We start from the raw sequence: 16,957 nt of genomic DNA on the forward strand, positions 1-16,957 counted from the left end.
AAATCCCTCCGCCACCGCCAAAAGCTGCCCGGTCGCCAACCGCGCCGAACGCCGATCGCGCCGACACCGCCGTCGTGGATTGGCGCTCGATGCTTCCGAACCATTAATTTTCTGGGGTGACGTTCTCAGCTGCTGGTGCAGTCGCTCGATGGATCGCCCCCTTTCTGACGGCCGCGGCCGCATTGACAGTTGTCGCAGGCATCGGTCTTCCTGCCGATCCGTTGCGGGCCGGTCCCGCCCCGACGGTGCGCTTGGTCGCCGACGGCAACCCGTTGGACGGGGCGCCCTTCTACGTCAACCCCACGTCGGCGGCCATGCGCGCCGCGCAGCACGCCGATCCGCCGAGTCCCGAGCTGACCGCCATCGCCAACACCCCGCAGGCGTACTGGATCGTGCCGGGCGCCTCGGCGGGCACGGTCGGCAAGTACACGAGCGACGCGGCCGCTACCGGTGCCATCCCGGTGCTGGCGCTCTATGGAATCCCGCACCGCGACTGTGGCAGCTTCGCCGCGGGTGGTCTGGCGTCGGCCGACGACTACCGCTCGTGGATCGACGGCATCGCATCCGGGGTGGGCGCTTCGCGGGTCGCGATCGTCGTCGAACCCGATGCGCTCGCCATGGCCGACTGCCTGTCGGGTGATCAGCGCCAGGAACGTTTCGACTTGATTCGCTACGCCGTCGACACGCTGACCCGAGATCCGAACGCGGCCGTATACGTCGACGCGGGCCACCTGCGCTGGCACAGCCCCGAGGACATGGCCGCCAGGCTCAACCAGGCCGGTGTCGGCCACGCGCGGGGTTTCAGCGTCAACACCGCGAACTTCTTCACCACTGAGGACGAAATCGGTTACGGGGAGGCGATTTCGGGGCTGACGAACGGTTCGCACTACGTGATCGACACGTCGCGTAACGGTGCCGGACCGGCGCCCGACTCCGAGCTCAACTGGTGCAATCCCAGCGGCCGAGCGTTGGGCACTCCGCCCACCGCGTCGACCGCGGGTGCGCACGCCGACGCCTACCTGTGGATCAAGCGTCCCGGTGAATCCGATGGAACATGCGGCAAAGGCGATCCGCCCGCGGGCAACTTCGTGAACCAATACGCCATCGATCTGGCGCACAACGCGGGCCACTAAGCGGGGGATTTAGGATCCTCGACCTTTGATGGTTGCAACTGGGTAACATTTTGTTATCGAAAACGGATAAACCAGCATGGGCACGAGGCAACATGACGACGAAATTTGAGATCGTCGCAGTCTTCTCGATCTGCACTGCCTTCATAACTGCTCCCGGTGGTGCGGTTACCGGATTCGTTGCGCACGCGGACGATGCCGGGACCGCGGTGTACAGCGGCGTCAACCAGCTTCGCCAGGGATGCGGGGCGATCAGCGACGACCCGCGGTTGACCGAAGCGGCACAGCGGCACGCCGACGACATGCTGCGCAACGGGGTCAGCGGGCACATTGGTTCGGACGGCTCTTCGCCGCAGGTGCGGATCACCGATGCGGGCTATCGGAGCAGGTACTCGGGTGAGATCGTCTTCTGGGGCACCGGATCCGCTGCGACTCCCGGCGAAGCCCTCGATATGTGGATGCAAAGTCCCCCACACCGAGCGATCATTCTGAACTGCGCATTCAACGCGGGTGGCTTCGCCACCGCCCGGGACGGCAACAAAATGACCGCCGTCGGTGACTTTGCTGCTTAGCGAATCCCGCACTGCGCCAAGCTGTTTGGGATAATTTCAGGCCTGGCTTCCGGCCAGCTTGCGAACCGTCAGAACCTCGATGTCCTGGAACGGCCGCCCCTCGGGCCGGATCAGGTCGTGAAACCACACCTTGGGAACCGCGGTGTACGGGTGATCCCAGGAATCCCAGGGGAAGTACGTTTGGGTCTTTCCCGCGACCAGGCCCCAGTTGATGGCGCCGACGTTGTGGCGCTTGGCGACCGGAAGGATCCCCTGCACGGTGCTGCCCCGGGGCCGAGCCATGTATTCCGTGCACAGGATCGGCCGGCCCAACGGCGTGAGTTCGTTGATCCGGGACTCGAAGCCGGCGGGCTCAGCGTAGGAATGGAAGGTGACCACGTCGGAGTTGGCGAGCTGAATGTCGCTGATTGCGCTGCGGCCCTGGGGTTGTCCCCAGTCGCCGCGCCACACGCCACTCGTGAGCGGCTGGCTGGGATCGACCGCGCGTGCCCAGCGGAACACCTGGGGGAGCAGGTTGGTGACCAGTTGCTCCTTATCGCTTCTTTCGGTTTTGCGGTATTGGTTCGCCGGGTTGTCGGGCTCATTCCAGAGATCCCACCCCAAAACCCGGTTGTCGTTGCGGAATTGGGTCATCACCGCGGTGACGTAGTCGCGCATGACCGGAACGTAGCGGGGGTCGCCGAGGCGTTCGGCGCCCGGGCTCTGCGCCCAGCCCGAGTTGTGCACACCGGGGCGCGGTGCGCGCTGTCGACCCGCCCGGGGCTGGGGATCCCAACAGGAGTCGAAGAAGACGAACAGCGGTTTGATGCGATGGCGGGCCGCGATGTCGACGAATTGCCCCAGCCGCGTTTGGAACCCGCGCTGATCGGCTGCCCAGAGCTGATCATGGAGGAACACCCGTGCGGTGTTGTGCCCGTAGAACTGAGCCCAGCCGAGCTCGGTGTCGATGCGGCGGGGGTCGAATGTGTCGGCCTGAAACATCTCGAACTGGTTGATGGCGCTCGCGGGAATGTAGTTTGCTCCGACGAGCCAGCCCTGCGCTTGATACCACCGGTTGGCGCGATCGGGGGACCACCGGCCCGCTTCCTCCGCGAAGGCCCGGGGTACCCGGGTAACTGCGGCGCTGGCCGCCAGCAGCAGGGGGAGTTTCAGGGCCGTTCGTCGTTCCACGATGTGACGATAAGTTTTCGCGGCGATTTCCCGGGGATTTGCTCAGCGCGTCGCGAGAGCTTCAGATAACAATTGTTACCGGGCCTTCATCGGCGACGTCGATCGTCGACTCCCCCTCATCATCGTGACCAATCCGTAACCATCACCTTCGGCGCGCCCGGGCCGTCATGAAGGCCGACGCGGTTAAAATCGATGCCAACCGTGTGTCAAACACGTTGTCGGACAACCGAAGACGGTGTCGTCACCGCGGAGCGTCCTAACGGGCTTGCGGCCGATCGCGTCGACGATCGCCCAGATGGTGCGACATCAATCCGAGTTAACACGCCCGATGTCCGGCCGTCCGCACCGGCCGCCGACGGCGCCGGTGCGGAAAATCCTTTGGGCGTAGTTGGCGAAGGTACTTCAAACTTCACCCCTGCGAGCGCAATACTGGGTGGGTGCCTGATCGAAATGTGCTGGGCGGTCCGCTGGAACCGTGCGGCACAGACCCGCTGACCGGTTTCTACCGCGACGGTTGTTGCTCAACCGGGCCTCAGGACCTTGGGCGGCACACGATTTGCGCGGTGATGACCGCCGAGTTCCTGGAACACCAGCGTTCCATTGGCAATGACTTGTTGACGCCGGTTCCCGAGTACCGGTTCCCCGGCCTGCTGCCCGGCGACCGCTGGTGCGTGACCGCGCTGAACTGGCTGCGGGCTCACCACGACGGTTGTGCGTCGCCGGTGGTCCTGGCGTCCACGCACGAGAGCACCCTCGAGGTGGTGCCGCTGGAGGCGCTGCAGCAGCACAAGGTCGACGTTCCCGACGATCTGGCCAATCTGTAGCTGGGTGAACGACGAAATCCCGCCGGTCTAGCCTCGGTGTCATATTTCTCACCCGACGCGTCGAAGAGGGGTTCCGGTGGGCTCTGCGGTTGACGACATCGACTTCGACGATTTGACCGCGCCCCAGCTGACCGACGTCCAGCGTCAGATCCTGCAGTTCACCGAGGCCAAGCGCGTCGACCTCGACATCGACCGGATGCTCGCGGAGGCCATCGAGCAGGCCGGCGTAACGGCCGGAGCCGCCAGCCTCGACGATACCGACGGCTTCGGTGATCGCCTACGCGCCCACGTCGCCGCGATCGAAGCCGACGAGGGCCTGCGCCAGCTCACCCGCGGTTCGCTGCGGCAGCGGATCGTGCGCCTGCTTCGCAACCGGTTGTCGCTCACCGAGCTGATCGCGCGGTATCCCGAGATCGAGTCCATCCCGATCGAGGGTCCTTTCATCGTCGTCGGGATGCCGCGTTCGGGCACCACGCATCTGGTGAATCTCATTGCGTCCGACCCACGCCGGCGTGCGCTGCCGTATTGGGAGAGTCAGGATCCCATCCCGGCGCGCGGGCAGGGCCCCGGCGTCTTCGGCGTCGACCCCCGCTACACGCGAGCCAAATCGGAACACGAAGCGCTGATGGTCAGCGCGCCCGTGGTGGCCGCCATGCATGACCGGTTTCCCGAGGCGATCGAGGAAGAGGTGGAAGTCCTCGATCTCGATATGGCCTCCTATGTCTTGGAATGGCATGCGCGGGTGCCTGGCTGGCGCGACTACTACCTGAGCCTCGACCAAACCCGCCACTACGCCTACCTGAAGAAGGTGTTGCAGGCGTTGACCTTTCTGCGGGGGCCGCGGACATGGGTCCTCAAGAGTCCGCAGCACTGCGAGCAACTCGGCCCGCTGCTGGCGACTTTCCCCGACGCGACGGTGGCCTTCACGCACCGCGACCCCGTCGCGGTGATCCAATCGGCCATCACGATGATGGCCTACTCGGACCGGCTGCGCCGCAGCAGTATTGATCCGCAGTGGCTGCTGGACTACTGGAGCGACCGCGTGCACCGGCTGCTCAGCGCATGCGTACGCGACCGCGACGCGGTGCCCGCCGAACGCAGCGTCGATGTCAGCTTCCACCAGCTGGGTGGCAACGAGATGCCGGTGCTCGAGCGGCTGTACCGGTGCGGCGGTGTGGAGTTGCCGCAGCCGGTGCGCGACCGCTTCCGGCGCTACCTGGACGGCAATCCGCGCGGCAAACACGGCCGGATCCATTACGACCTGCGACGGCACTTCGGCATCTCCGCCGACGAACTCCGCGGCCGCTTCGGCTTCTATTTCGACAAGTTCGACGTCCGCCCCGAATGAAGGAGTCAGCAGCGATGTCCGAACCTGTCTATCGCAGCAGGCCCGGCGCCGACGCGATGCGCCCGGCATCCGCCGCGAAGGCCGAGCAGATCGCCCCGGGCTTGTGGTGCTCGCCCGGCCTGTCCAACTCGTACCTGCTCACCACGGCCGAAGGCCGGGTGATCGTCAACACCGGGATGGGTTTCGAGGGTCCGGTGCACCGCGCGAACTTCGACGCCGTCGACTCGTCACCCGTGCGCTACATCATCTTCACGCAGGGCCACGTGGACCATGTCGGCGGCCTTGACAGCGTGCGCGACCCCGACACGACCGTTGTCGCGCAGGCGAACTGGACGATGTGGCGGGACGACAACGATCGCCTGATCCCGTACCGGGCCAGCCGCAGCGCGTTCGCGTTCAAAGACACGCTGGCCGAGGGTATCCAAGCCATTCAACGGCGTCTGGGGACCACGCGGTTGGCGGGCCAGAGCGTGCCCGTCGTCGACCTCGACTTCGAGGACACACTGACGTTGGAGCTCGGCGGTCGACGGATGGAACTGATCTCGGTGCCCGGCGGGGAGACCACCGACTCGCTGGTGGTCTGGCTGCCGGAGGAACGAATCTGCTTGTGCGGAAACACCTTCGGTCCGTTGATCGGCCACATCCCCAATCTCGCCACCATGCGCGGCGATCGCTACCGCGATGCGTTGACGGCCATTGCCTCGGTGGAGCGGGTACGCGCTCTGCAGCCCGACCTGCTGGTGACCGGTCACTTCGAGCCCGTCGCGGGTGCCGAGCGCATCGACGCCGAACTTACCCGGCTGCGCGACGCCATCGCATACATCCACGATCAGACCGTCACCGGAATGAACGCCGGCAAAGACGTCCGCACCTTGATGCGCGAGATCACCCTGCCCGCGGAATACGAAGTGGGCCAAGGCTATGGGAAGGTCGCCTGGGACGTGCGGGCGGTCTGGGAGAACTACTCGGGCTGGTTCCACCACGAATCGACCACCGAGCTGTACCCGATCGGATTCGACGCCGTCGCCGCCGACGTGGCCGAGCTGGCCGGCGTCGACGCGCTCCTGGATCGCGCCCGGGCGCACCTGGGCGCCGACCGTGCCCTGCACGCGATCCACCTCGCCCAGCTTGTTCCCGCCGGGCATCCGGGGGCTCGCGTGGTGCTGCGGCAAGCCCATGAAAAACTTCTCGCCACCAGCACGAACTTCTGGGAAAGTGCCTGGCTGCGCGACCAGATAGCGAGGAATTCATGACGCAATTCGCACTGCGGCCCGAGGATTTCTACCACACCGGCATCATCGTGCCCGACCTGGACGCGGCGATGGCCCGGCTGAGCGCGCTGGCCGGCTGCTTCGCCTTCGAAGCGACCGCCGACACCGCGGGGCCGTCGTCGAAGTCGGGCCTGGCGCTCTTTGCCTACTACGTCGACGCTGCGGGAACCCGCGTCGAGATCGTCGACCGCGCGTTGTTCCCGGAAGCGTAAGGAGGCGGGACCGGACATGCTATTGACGGTGCTGCGCTTCAACTTCGCGTCCCCGCAAGGGGATCCACGCACGCAGGGCGAACTTCTGTCCGCGGCGCTCGAGCTGGCGCAGTGGGGGGAGTCCCACGGCATCACGTCCATCAGTGTCGACGAGCATCACGCGACCGGGCACGGGTGGAGCTGCAATCCGATCATGGCCGCGGCGATGTTCTTGGCCCGGACCTCGACGCTGATCGCCAGCGTCGATTGCGCGCTGGGGCCGTTGTGGAACCCGGTTCGGCTCGCCGAAGACATCGCGCTCGTCGACAACATGAGCCGCGGCCGCCTACACACCACGGTGGGTCTTGGTTACCGCACGGTCGAATATGACGCGCTGGGAGGCGATTTCGGCCGGCGCGGAGCGCTGATGGACAGCCTGCTGGAGCGAATGCTGGCGGTCTGGTCCGGTGCAGATCCGGATGCGGGAGTCTGCACCGGGACGTTCACCCGGCCGCATCCACCGCTGTACGTCGGCGGCGGTGCGCGCGCCACGGCTCGCCGCGCTGCCCGGTTCCGGCTGCCGCTCAGCCTGGCCGATCACCTGCCCGAGATCGCCGATTACTACCGCCGGCTGTGCGCCGATGCCGGCCTGGCGCCGTTCATCCTGATGCCGGGGCCGATCAATCGCGGCATGATCTACCTGCACGAGGATCCCGAGCGGGCGTGGGCGCAGCTGGGTGACCACATGCTGTGGGAGGCAGTCACTTACGGCGGATGGTCGACGGATCAGCGTTCGCTCATGCACCTGCCGGGTGTGCAAACCCTGGATCAGGTCCGGGCATCGGGGCGTTACCGTTTCCTGACTCCGGATCAGTTGATCGCGGAGGTGCGCGACGCCGAGAACTACGGGCCGCTCGTCATGCACCCCCTGGTCGGTGGCATGCCGGTCGAGGAAGCGTGGAAGTCGGTCCAGTTGCTCACCGACAAGGTCCTACCCGCGCTGGCCTGACCGCTAACCGTCGCGGCGCTGCTCGAGCCAGTCGGCCAGCGAACGGCCGGCGTCCAGGACGTGTCGTTCGGCGATCGTGCGGGCCCGCTCGGCATCCTTGTCGCCGAGCGCGTCGAGAAGCTGCTGGTGTTCGTCGAGGGAATGCTTTTCGTGCTCGGGGAACAGGGTGAGGAAGTTGCTCGGCACCACGCGGGCGACCTGCTTGATCTGGTTCAACAGGCGAGGCGAGTGCGCGGCGCGGTGGATCATCTGATGGAAATGCCAGTTGGCCTCGCCGATGGTGTCGTCACCGGATCGCGCCACGACGTCGGCCGCGAGTTCTCGCAGGGTCTCGAGCTCCGCGGGCTCTATCCGCTCGGCGGCCCACGCCGCGGCCTGTCCGGTCAACACCCCGAGAATGGTGAAGCTGTCCAGGACGTCGTCCGGGCTGATCCCGAGCACCGTCACACCACTGCGCGGGGCGACCTGAACCAGGCCCTCGAACGACAGCTCCAGCAGCGCCTCCCGCACCGGCGTGCGGCTGGTCGCGAATTCCGCGGTGATGGCGTCGAGGTCGACCCGTGAGCCGGCGGGCAGGACGCCGGTGAGGATGCGGTCCCGAAGCTCGCGGGCGGCGCGCTCCCGGACCGTCCCGGAGATGTCCATCGTGGCCACCTTGGCACAGTATCAAACGGCAGATCTAACATTTGAAATCTGAAATATCAGATGTTACGTTTCAACCATGCGCACCGACAAAATGGCCCTCGTCGCCTTTATGCAGGCCGGCAGCACCTCGGTCTACGCGGGCTCGTGGCGGCACCCCGCAACCGAACACCGTTACCTGGACGCGTCCTACTACGCCAAAATCGGCCGCCAGCTCGAAGAGGGCTGCTTCGACCTGATGTTCTTCGACGACCGCCTGGCCATGCCCGGCGTCTACGGCGGATCGGTGGACGACGCCGTGCACTACGGCGCCCGGCCGGTCAAGCTGGACCTCGGTGTGATCCTCGGCGTCCTGGCGCAGGCCACCTCGAAGATCGGGCTGGGCGCGACGTACTCGACGACGTATTACGCGCCCTTCCATGTGGCGCGCACGTTCGCCTCCCTGGACCACCTTTCGGGCGGCCGCGCGGCCTGGAACGTCGTCACGTCGGTCAACGACAGCGAGGCGCAGAACTTCGGCGTCGACGCCCACCTCGGCCACGACGAACGGTACGACCGCGCCGACGAATTCCTGGACGTGGTGACCGGTCTGTGGGACACCTGGGAGGACGAGGCCGTCCTGCACGACCGGGTGTCCGGTCAGTTCGCCGACCCCGCCAAGGTGCACGAGCTGGGACACGTCGGCCAGTTCTTCTCCGCGCGCGGCCCACTGACGGTGCCGCGCACCCCGCAGGGCCGGCCGGTCATCATCCAGGCCGGGTCGTCGGGACGCGGCCGCGAATTCGCCTCGCGCTGGGCCGAATTGATCTTCACCGGCGACCCGGGCATCGAGGTGGCGCGCAGCCACTACGCCGATCAAAAAGACCGCATCGCCGACGCCGGTCGCGATCCCGCCGCCGTTCGCATCTGCCCCATGGCCTACGCGGTAGTGGGCGAATCCGAATCCCACGCCAAGGACCGCGAAGCCATGTTCCTCAACGATCTCGTGCATCCGATGGCATCGCTGACGCTGCTGTCGGAGCTGATGAATTACGACTTCGCCCAACACGATCTCGACGACCCGGTGACCGACGAACTGCTCGCGTCGGTCTCGGGCATCCGCGGGCTGGTGCAGAACCTGCGCACCCATATCGGTGGTGACACCGTCACGCTGCGTGACCTTGCCAACCATCGCGCCACCCTCTTGCAGGGACCCCGCTTCGTCGGCACCGGTGAACAGGTCGCCGATCAGATGGCCGACTGGTTCGAAAGCGGCGCGTGCGACGGATTCGTCTTGGCCGCGACGCATCTGCCCGGAGCGTTCGAAGACGTCGTCCGCATGGTGGTTCCGGAACTGCAACGCCGCGGGCTGTTCCGCACCGAATACGAATCGTCCACGCTGCGCGGCCATCTCGGGCTGCAGCGTCCGTCCAACGCCCGCGTGGCCGCCGACGCCCATGCTTGACGGGCTCCGCGTGCTCGACCTCGCCACGCTCGCCGCCGCACCCCTGGTCGCCACCTATTTGGGGGAGTTCGGCGCCGACGTGATCAAGGTCGAAGAACCACGGCACGGCGACCCGATCCGCGGCTGGGGCAACCAGCGCGACGGCGTCGGCCTGATGTGGAAGTCGATTGCGCGCAACAAGCGATCGATCACGCTGGACCTGCGCTGCGCGGAGGGGCAGGCGCTGGTGCGCCGTCTGGTGCAGAGCGCCGACGTCGCCATCTTCAACACCCGCCCCCAGACCCTGCGCAAGTGGGGCCTGGACTACGAGAGCCTGCGCGCGGTCAACGAGCGGATCGTGATGCTGCACATCACCGGCTATGGCCTGAGCGGGCCGAAGAGTGAGCGCCCGGGCTTCGGCACGCTGGGCGAGGCGATGAGCGGATTCGCGCACATCACCGGGCCGGCCGGCGCGCCGCCCACCCTGCCGCCGTTCATGTTGGCCGACGGCGTCGCATCGCTGAACGCCGCCTACGCGGTGATGATGGCGCTGTATCACCGCGACGTGCACGGCGGGCCGGGGCAATTGATCGACGTCAACCTGATCGACCCGCTGGCCCGGCTGCTGGAGCAGACGCTGTTGGGTTATGACCAGTTGGGCCTGGTGCCCGAGCGGGCCGGCAACCGGTGGGACATTTCCGCGCCCCGCAACACCTATCGCACGGTGGATGGCAAGTGGCTGGCCATGTCCGGCAGTTCACCCGCGCTGGCGCTGCGGGTGTTCCGGGCGATCGGCAGGCACGATCTGCTGGATGACGCCGACTTCTCCGACCCGCAGCGACGGCTGGCGCGGGCGCGCGAAGTCGACGCGGTGGTCGCCGATTGGGTTGCCACCAAGACACTTTCGGAGGCGATGGACACCTTCGACGCCCACGAGGTGGCCGCGGCCCCGGTCTATGACATCGGCGACCTGGTCGCCGACGAGCAGCTGGCGCATCGCGAGGTGTTCATCTCCGTCGACGACCAACAACTCGGCCCAATGACGGTGCAGGCGCCCGTTCCGCGTTTCTCGTCGGCGTCCGGCACGGTGGGACGTCTGGGGCCGCGCCTCGGCGAACACAACACCGAGGTGTACGGAGAGTTACTCGGCATGACCGCTGACGAAATCGACGACCTTCACGCCCGGGGCGTGTTGTGACAGAAAGATATTGAACCATGACTGATCTTCTCCGGCGCTCCGAGCTCGCGGTGCCCGCAAGCAACGACAACATGTTCGACAAGGCCGCCGGCTGCGCAGCCGACCTGGTATTCCTCGACCTCGAGGACGCGGTGCCCCCCGCGTTCAAAGAGGAATCGCGCGGCAAAGCGATCAGCGCGCTCAACGACCTGGACTGGGGCCGCACCGCGCGGGCGGTGCGGATCAACGGCCTGGACACCGCGTGGTGCCACGACGACGTCATCGAGGTGGTGACCCGGGCCGGCCGCAACCTCGACACCATCATCATCCCCAAGGCGCGCAGCGCCCGCGACGTGTGGTGGGTGGACGTCCTGCTCACACAACTCGAGTCGAAACTGAACCTGGGCAGGCGAATTCGGCTCGAGGTGCTGATCGAAGAGGTGGAGGGGTTGGCCAACGCCGAGGAGATCGCGGCGGCCAGTTCTCGCCTCGACGCCCTGATCTTCGGGGTGGGCGATTTCTCGCTGTCCCAGGGCGCCCGGGTGGACACCAACTTCGTCCCACTGGGCGAATATCCCGGCGAATTTTGGGCCTACGCGCGCAACAAGGTGATCGTCGCCGCGCGCATCGCCGGCATCGACGCGATCGACGCGCCGTATCCCGACTACCGTGACCTCTCCGGGTACGAGCGCGACGCGCGGCGCGCGTCGCTGCTCGGCTACACCGGCAAGTGGGCGATCCACCCCGACCAGGTGCCCGTCGCCAACAGTGTCTACGCTCCGACCGCTGACGAAATCGCCCGCGCCGAGGCCAATGTCACCGCCTACCGGGATGCCGAAGCCAAGGGGCGCGGGGCCGTCGGGGTGAACGGCGTGCTGGTCGACGCCGCCCACGTGAAGCAGGCGGAGCAGACGCTGGCGCGCGCCGCCCTGATCGAAGGCAGCCTCGCTTAGTCGATCACCACCAGAAGGTCGCCGCCCTCGACCTGTGCGGTGTGCGACACCGCGATTCGCGCGACCTTGCCGGCCTTGCCGGTGGTGACGGCGGCCTCCATCTTCATCGCCTCGATCGTCGCGATGGTCTGGCCGGCCTCGACCTGGGCCCCCACCTCGGCGGTGACCGTGACGACACCGGCGAAGGGGGCGGCGACGTGGTCGGGATTGGTGCGATCGGCCTTCTCGGCGGCCGGCACGTCGCTGGCGATGCTGCGGTCGCGCACCACGACGGGGCGTAGCTGACCGTTGAGGATGCACATCACGGTGCGCATGCCGCGTTCGTCGGGATCGGAGATCGCCTCCAGGCCGATCAGCAGCTCCACACCGCGCTCCAGCTCCACGCGATGTTCGTCGCCCTGGCGCAATCCGTAGAAGAACTGGTTGGCGCTGAGTCCGGAGGTGTCGCCGTAGGTCTCGCGGTGGTCCTCGAGTTCCTTTGCGGGGCCGGGGAACAACAGCCGATTCAGCGCCGCCTGGCGCCCGGTACCGGGCGCGGCCAACACCTTTTCATCGTCGGCCGTCAGCGGCTGCTCGGGCTTCGCCGGCCCGCGGCCGTCTAACGCCTTGGTACGCAACGGCTCCGGCCAGCCGCCTGGTGGGTCACCGAGTTCGCCGCGCAGGAAGCCGATGACGGAGTCCGGGATGTCATAGCGTGCGGGGTCGTCGGCGAAGTCTTGCGGGCTGATTCCCGCCCCGACCAGCGCCAGCGCCAGGTCACCGACCACCTTGCTCGACGGGGTGACCTTGACGAGGCGCCCGAGGATCGCGTCGGCGCCGGCGTAGGCGTTTTCGATGTCCTCGAACCGGTCGCCGAGCCCCAGTGCGATGGCCTGCTGGCGCAGGTTCGACAACTGGCCGCCCGGGATCTCGTGGTGGTAGACGCGCCCCGTCGGGGACGGAAGCCCGGATTCGAACGGCGCGTACACCTTTCGAAGTGCCTCCCAGTACGGCTCGAGGTCGCATACCGCGGGCAGCGACAACCCGGTGTCGTAGGCGGTGTTGGCCGCGGCGGCCACGATCGACGACAGCGCGGGCTGGCTGGTGGTCCCCGCGAGCGGTGCCGCGGCGCCGTCGACGGCGTCTGCTCCCGCGTGCCAAGCCGCCACGTAGCTCGCCAGCTGTCCGCCCGGGGTGTCGTGGGTATGCACGTGCACCGGCAGGTCGAACCGGGATTTGAGCGCCGACACCAGCGTCGCGGCGGCGGGCGCCCGCAACAAGCCGGCCATGTCCTTGATCGCCAGCACGTGCGCGCCCGCTTCGACGATCTGTTCGGCCAACTTGAGGTAATAGTCCAGCGTGTAAAGCTTTTCGGCCGGATCGCTGAGATCGCCGGTGTAGGACATCGCCACCTCGGCGACCGCCGCCCCGGTCTCCCGCACCGCATCGATGGCCGGCCGCATCGAGTCGACGTTGTTCAACGCATCGAAGATCCGGAAGATATCGATGCCCGTCGCCGTCGCCTCCTCGACGAACGCCGTCGTCACCGTCTCCGGATAGGGCGTGTAGCCAACGGTGTTGCGCCCGCGCAGCAGCATCTGCAGACAGATGTTGGGTATCGTCTCCCGCAGCGCCGCCAGGCGCTCCCACGGGTCCTCTTTCAAGAACCGCAGCGCCACATCGTAAGTCGCGCCGCCCCAGCACTCCACCGACAACAGCTGCGGCGTGGTCCGCGCGAGGTAGGGCGCCACCTTGATCAGGCCGGTGGTGCGGACCCGGGTCGCCAACAGCGATTGGTGCGCGTCGCGGAACGTGGTGTCCGTGACGGCGACGCCGCGCGACTCGCGCAGCCAGGCCGCGAACCGCTGCGGCCCGAGTTCGGCCAAACGCTGCTTGGATCCCGCGGGCGGGGCGGCCGACAGGTCGATGTCGGGCAGCTTGTCGTGCGGGTAGACCGTCGACGGGCGCTCACCGTGCGGCTTGTTGACGGTGACGTCCGCCAGGTAGCTGAGAATCTTGGTGCCGCGATCGGCCGAGCTGCGCGCCGTGAGCAGCTGCGGGCGCTCCTCGATGAACGAGGTGGTGACGTGTCCGGCCTGGAAGTCCGCGTCATCGAGAACCGCTTGCAGGAACGGGATGTTGGTGGAGACACCGCGAATGCGGAATTCCGCGACCGCCCGTCGGGCCCGGCGCACGGCCGTGGGGAAGTCGCGACCCCGGCACGTCAGCTTGATCAGCATCGAGTCGAAATGCGCGCTGATTTCCGCGCCCAGCGTCGTGCCGCCGTCCAGCCGGATGCCCGCGCCGCCCGGGGTGCGGTAGGCGGTGATGCGACCGGTATCCGGACGGAAGCCGTTCGCCGGATCTTCGGTGGTGATACGGCATTGCAGCGCCGCACCATGCGGGACGACCGAATCCTGGCGTAAGCCAATCTCTTCCAACGTTTGCCCGGACGCGATCCGCAGCTGGGCGGACACCAGGTCGACGTCGGTGATCTCCTCGGTCACCGTGTGCTCCACCTGGATGCGCGGGTTCATCTCGATGAACACGTGATTGCCGCGTTCGTCGAGCAGGAATTCCACCGTGCCCGCACAGGTGTAGCCGATGCTTTGCGCGAACGCCACCGCATTCGCGCAAATACGTTCGCGCAGTTGAGGATCCAGGCTGGGTGCCGGCGCGATTTCGATCACCTTCTGGTGCCGGCGCTGCACACTGCAATCCCGTTCATAGAGATGAATCACGTTGCCGTGGTTGTCGGCCAGGATCTGGACCTCGATGTGGCGCGGATTGATCACCGCCTGCTCGAGGAACACGGAGGCGTCCCCGAAGGCGGATTCGGCCTCACGACTGGCCGCCTCGATCGCCTCCGGAAGCGCCGCCGGGTCGGTGACCCGGCGCATCCCGCGGCCGCCGCCGCCGGCGACCGCCTTGACGAACAGCGGAAACGTCATCGACTCGGCGACCGTCACCAACTCGTCCACCGACGTCGAGGGTGCCGAGGAGGCCAGCACCGGAAGTCCCGCGGCCCGCGCCGCCGCGATCGCCCGCGACTTGTTACCCGTGAGCTCCAGCACCTCGGCGTTCGGGCCGACGAACGTGATGCCCGCCGCCGCGCAGGCCGCCGCCAGGTCGGGATTCTCCGACAGGAAGCCATAGCCGGGGTAGATCGCGTCCGCCCCGCACGCCCGCGCCGTGGCGACGATGTCGTCGACCGACAGGTAGGCGCGGACCGGGTGGCCCTCCTCCCCGATCTGGTACGACTCGTCGGCCTTGAGCCGATGCACCGAATTGCGGTCCTCGAAGGGATAGACCGCCACGGTGGCCATTTCCAATTCGTAGGCGGCGCGGAATGCGCGGATCGCGATCTCGCCGCGATTGGCGACCAGGACTTTCGTCAGCACGGTATTTACGATAGAGCGCGTTGGGGCGGCCCGACATATTCGCTCAGCGGGCGGATCAACGCGTTGGACGCGGTTTGTTCGATGATGTGTGCGGTCCAGCCGGTGACGCGGCTCATCACGAAAATCGGGGTGAAGGCTCCGATGTCGAAGCCCATCAGGTAATAGGCCGGTCCGGTGGGAAAGTCGAGGTTGGGTTTGATGCCGTTGGCGTCGGCCATCCCCTTCTCCAAGACCTCGTAGACGTCGAGCCAGCGCTGACCGTCGCGCGCGGCGGCGACGCGCTGCAGGGCCGCCTTCATGGTCGGCACCCGGGAGTCGCCGTTCTTGTAGACGCGGTGGCCGAAGCCCATGATCTTGTCGTTGCGGTCCAGCTTGCTCTGTAGCCACTGCGAAGCCTTGGCGGCGCTGCCGATTTCGATCATGTCGTGCATGACCGCTTCGTTGGCTCCGCCGTGCAGCGGTCCCTTGAGCGCGCCGATCGCGGCGGTGACCGCACTGTAGATGTCGGACTGCGTCGAGGTGACCACGCGTGCGGCGAAGGTCGAGGCGTTGAAGCTGTGTTCGGCGTAGAGGACCAACGACTGTTCGAAGGCGTCGACGATCACCTGCTCGGGGACATCGCCGAAGCACATGTGCAAGAAATTCTGGGCGTAGCTCATGTGGGAGTGCGGGGCGATGGGGTCCAGACCGCGCCGGCGGCGCATGTCGGCCGCGACGATGGTCGGCAGCACCGCGAACATCCGCAGCGCCTTGGCGTAGTTGGCCGCCGGGCTGTTGTCATCCTCGTCGGGGTCCTCGGCGCCCATCGAGCTGATGAAGGTCCGCACCACGTCCATCGGGTGGCAGGTATCGGGCAGTTTCGACAGCAGCGACAGCTGGGATCGGTTGAGCCGACGCGCCGCTCGTTCCCGCTGAGTGAACAGCGCCAGCTGTTGGTCGTCGGGGAGTTCGCCATGCCAGAGCAGGTAGGCCACCTGCTCGAAGCTGCAGTTCGCCGCCAGGTCCTGGACCGCGTACCCGCGGTAGATCAGGGAGTTGGTTTCCGGGACGACCTTGGAGATGGCGGTGGTGTCCACAACGACACCGGCCAGGCCTTTGTAGATGGGAGGGCCGACGCGGGGCTTGTTGTCTTCGACGGTGCTCATGGCACGACTCCTTGGTGCTTGAAATTGTAGATTTCGGCATCGAATTGGCTGTAATCGGCGTAGTGCAGCAGCTCGTAGAGCCGGCTGCGGTGTTGCATCCGGTCGATCAGGCCCGATTGTGTTCCGGTCTCGGCGATTTCACGCAGGCCGGCCTCCACGGCGTGCATGGCCAGCCGCAGCGTGGTGACCGGGTAGATCACCACGTTGTAGCCGAGGTCGGACAGCTGCTGGGCGCTCAGCAGCGGCGACTTGCCGAATTCGGTCATGTTGGCCAACAACGGCGTGTCCACGGCGGCGCGGAACCGCTCGAATTCGCCTGCGGTGCCCAAGGCTTCGGTGAAGATCAGGTCAGCGCCCGCGTCGGCGTAGGCCTTGGCGCGCTCGATCGCCGCGGGCAGGCCCTCGATGCCGGCGGCGTCGGTGCGCGCGCAGACGATGAAATTCGGATCACGGCGCGCGGAGACGGCCGCGCGCACACGTTTGATCATCTCGCCGGCCGGCACCACGGCCTTGCCGTCCAAATGCCCGCAGCGCTTGGGGTTTTCCTGGTCCTCCAAATGGCAGCCGGCCAGCCCGGCGTCCTCGAGCACCGTCACGGTGCGCGCGGCGCTCATCGGTTCACCGAAGCCGGTGTCGGCGTCGATCAGGGTGGGCAGATCGGTCACCCCCGCGATCTGCGCGCCACGCCCGCTGACTTCGGTCAGGGTGGTCAGGCCGATATC

15 protein-coding genes are annotated in these 16,957 nt (G+C 66.9%); 10 read left to right on the plus strand and 5 right to left on the minus strand.

The window, feature by feature from the left end; all coding sequences use genetic code 11:
* Positions 1 to 116: 116 nt before the first annotated feature.
* Both Q0W90_RS16320 and Q0W90_RS16325 read left to right on the plus strand, forming a co-directional pair.
* Positions 117 to 1,133, plus strand: a complete 1,017-nt coding sequence (locus Q0W90_RS16320) for a glycoside hydrolase family 6 protein (RefSeq protein ID WP_297775244.1) — start codon at positions 117 to 119, stop codon at positions 1,131 to 1,133.
* A gap of 92 nt (positions 1,134 to 1,225) precedes the next feature.
* Positions 1,226 to 1,702 (plus strand): CAP domain-containing protein, encoded by a 477-nt coding sequence (locus Q0W90_RS16325; protein ID WP_297595288.1) that lies wholly within the window; start codon positions 1,226 to 1,228, stop codon positions 1,700 to 1,702.
* A gap of 36 nt (positions 1,703 to 1,738) precedes the next feature.
* On the opposite strand, the gene Q0W90_RS16330 is transcribed toward Q0W90_RS16325, so the two are convergent.
* On the minus strand, positions 1,739 to 2,872 hold the full coding sequence (locus tag Q0W90_RS16330) for a cellulase family glycosylhydrolase (RefSeq protein ID WP_297595286.1): 1,134 nt from the start codon (positions 2,870 to 2,872) through the stop codon (positions 1,739 to 1,741).
* 437 nt (positions 2,873 to 3,309) lie between these two features.
* Here Q0W90_RS16330 and Q0W90_RS16335 point away from each other — a divergent pair, with 437 nt between their 5' ends.
* From Q0W90_RS16335 to Q0W90_RS16355, 5 genes are all read left to right on the plus strand, one after another.
* Positions 3,310 to 3,696, plus strand: coding sequence for a DUF2237 domain-containing protein (locus Q0W90_RS16335; RefSeq protein ID WP_297595285.1), 387 nt, complete (start codon positions 3,310 to 3,312; stop codon positions 3,694 to 3,696).
* Between the two features lie 76 nt (positions 3,697 to 3,772).
* Positions 3,773 to 5,044 (plus strand): sulfotransferase, encoded by a 1,272-nt coding sequence (locus Q0W90_RS16340; RefSeq protein WP_297775247.1) that lies wholly within the window; start codon positions 3,773 to 3,775, stop codon positions 5,042 to 5,044.
* 14 nt (positions 5,045 to 5,058) lie between these two features.
* Entirely contained in the window at positions 5,059 to 6,297 is a 1,239-nt protein-coding gene (locus Q0W90_RS16345; RefSeq protein WP_297595282.1) for an MBL fold metallo-hydrolase, read from the plus strand.
* Positions 6,294 to 6,527, plus strand: coding sequence for a hypothetical protein (locus Q0W90_RS16350; RefSeq protein ID WP_297775249.1), 234 nt, complete (start codon positions 6,294 to 6,296; stop codon positions 6,525 to 6,527). The genes Q0W90_RS16345 and Q0W90_RS16350 overlap by 4 nt, the downstream gene beginning before the upstream one ends.
* A 16-nt stretch (positions 6,528 to 6,543) precedes the next feature.
* Positions 6,544 to 7,515: an LLM class flavin-dependent oxidoreductase gene (locus tag Q0W90_RS16355; RefSeq protein WP_297595279.1), complete on the plus strand. Its 972-nt coding sequence runs from the start codon at positions 6,544 to 6,546 to the stop codon at positions 7,513 to 7,515.
* Between the two features lie 3 nt (positions 7,516 to 7,518).
* Here the strand turns inward: Q0W90_RS16355 and Q0W90_RS16360 are convergent, their stop codons facing one another.
* On the minus strand, positions 7,519 to 8,169 hold the full coding sequence (locus tag Q0W90_RS16360; RefSeq protein WP_297595278.1) for a GntR family transcriptional regulator: 651 nt from the start codon (positions 8,167 to 8,169) through the stop codon (positions 7,519 to 7,521).
* A 67-nt stretch (positions 8,170 to 8,236) separates the two neighbouring features.
* Here Q0W90_RS16360 and Q0W90_RS16365 point away from each other — a divergent pair, with 67 nt between their 5' ends.
* From Q0W90_RS16365 to Q0W90_RS16375, 3 genes are read left to right on the plus strand one after another with little or no spacing between them, the layout of a single operon-like run.
* On the plus strand, positions 8,237 to 9,601 hold the full coding sequence (locus Q0W90_RS16365) for an LLM class flavin-dependent oxidoreductase (RefSeq protein WP_297595277.1): 1,365 nt from the start codon (positions 8,237 to 8,239) through the stop codon (positions 9,599 to 9,601).
* Positions 9,594 to 10,778 (plus strand): CoA transferase, encoded by a 1,185-nt coding sequence (locus Q0W90_RS16370; RefSeq protein ID WP_297699727.1) that lies wholly within the window; start codon positions 9,594 to 9,596, stop codon positions 10,776 to 10,778. Before Q0W90_RS16365 ends, Q0W90_RS16370 begins: the two co-directional genes overlap by 8 nt.
* A gap of 17 nt (positions 10,779 to 10,795) precedes the next feature.
* Positions 10,796 to 11,710: a CoA ester lyase gene (locus tag Q0W90_RS16375; RefSeq protein ID WP_297595275.1), complete on the plus strand. Its 915-nt coding sequence runs from the start codon at positions 10,796 to 10,798 to the stop codon at positions 11,708 to 11,710.
* On the opposite strand, the gene Q0W90_RS16380 is transcribed toward Q0W90_RS16375, so the two are convergent.
* The 3 genes from Q0W90_RS16380 to Q0W90_RS16390 form a co-directional block, all read right to left on the minus strand.
* Positions 11,707 to 15,090: a pyruvate carboxylase gene (locus tag Q0W90_RS16380; protein ID WP_297595274.1), complete on the minus strand. Its 3,384-nt coding sequence runs from the start codon at positions 15,088 to 15,090 to the stop codon at positions 11,707 to 11,709. The genes Q0W90_RS16375 and Q0W90_RS16380 overlap by 4 nt on opposite strands.
* Before the next feature lie 5 nt (positions 15,091 to 15,095).
* The gene (locus Q0W90_RS16385; RefSeq protein ID WP_297775251.1) at positions 15,096 to 16,235 is read right to left on the minus strand and encodes a bifunctional 2-methylcitrate synthase/citrate synthase; all 1,140 of its coding nucleotides are present in this window, start codon (positions 16,233 to 16,235) and stop codon (positions 15,096 to 15,098) included.
* Positions 16,232 to 16,957 (minus strand): isocitrate lyase/phosphoenolpyruvate mutase family protein (locus Q0W90_RS16390; protein WP_297775253.1); only part of this gene is annotated, 726 nt, incomplete at its 5' end. The genes Q0W90_RS16385 and Q0W90_RS16390, both read right to left, overlap by 4 nt.

Source organism: Mycobacterium sp., from assembly GCF_025933915.1.
In the GTDB taxonomy this organism is placed as follows: Bacteria; Actinomycetota; Actinomycetes; order Mycobacteriales; family Mycobacteriaceae; genus Mycobacterium.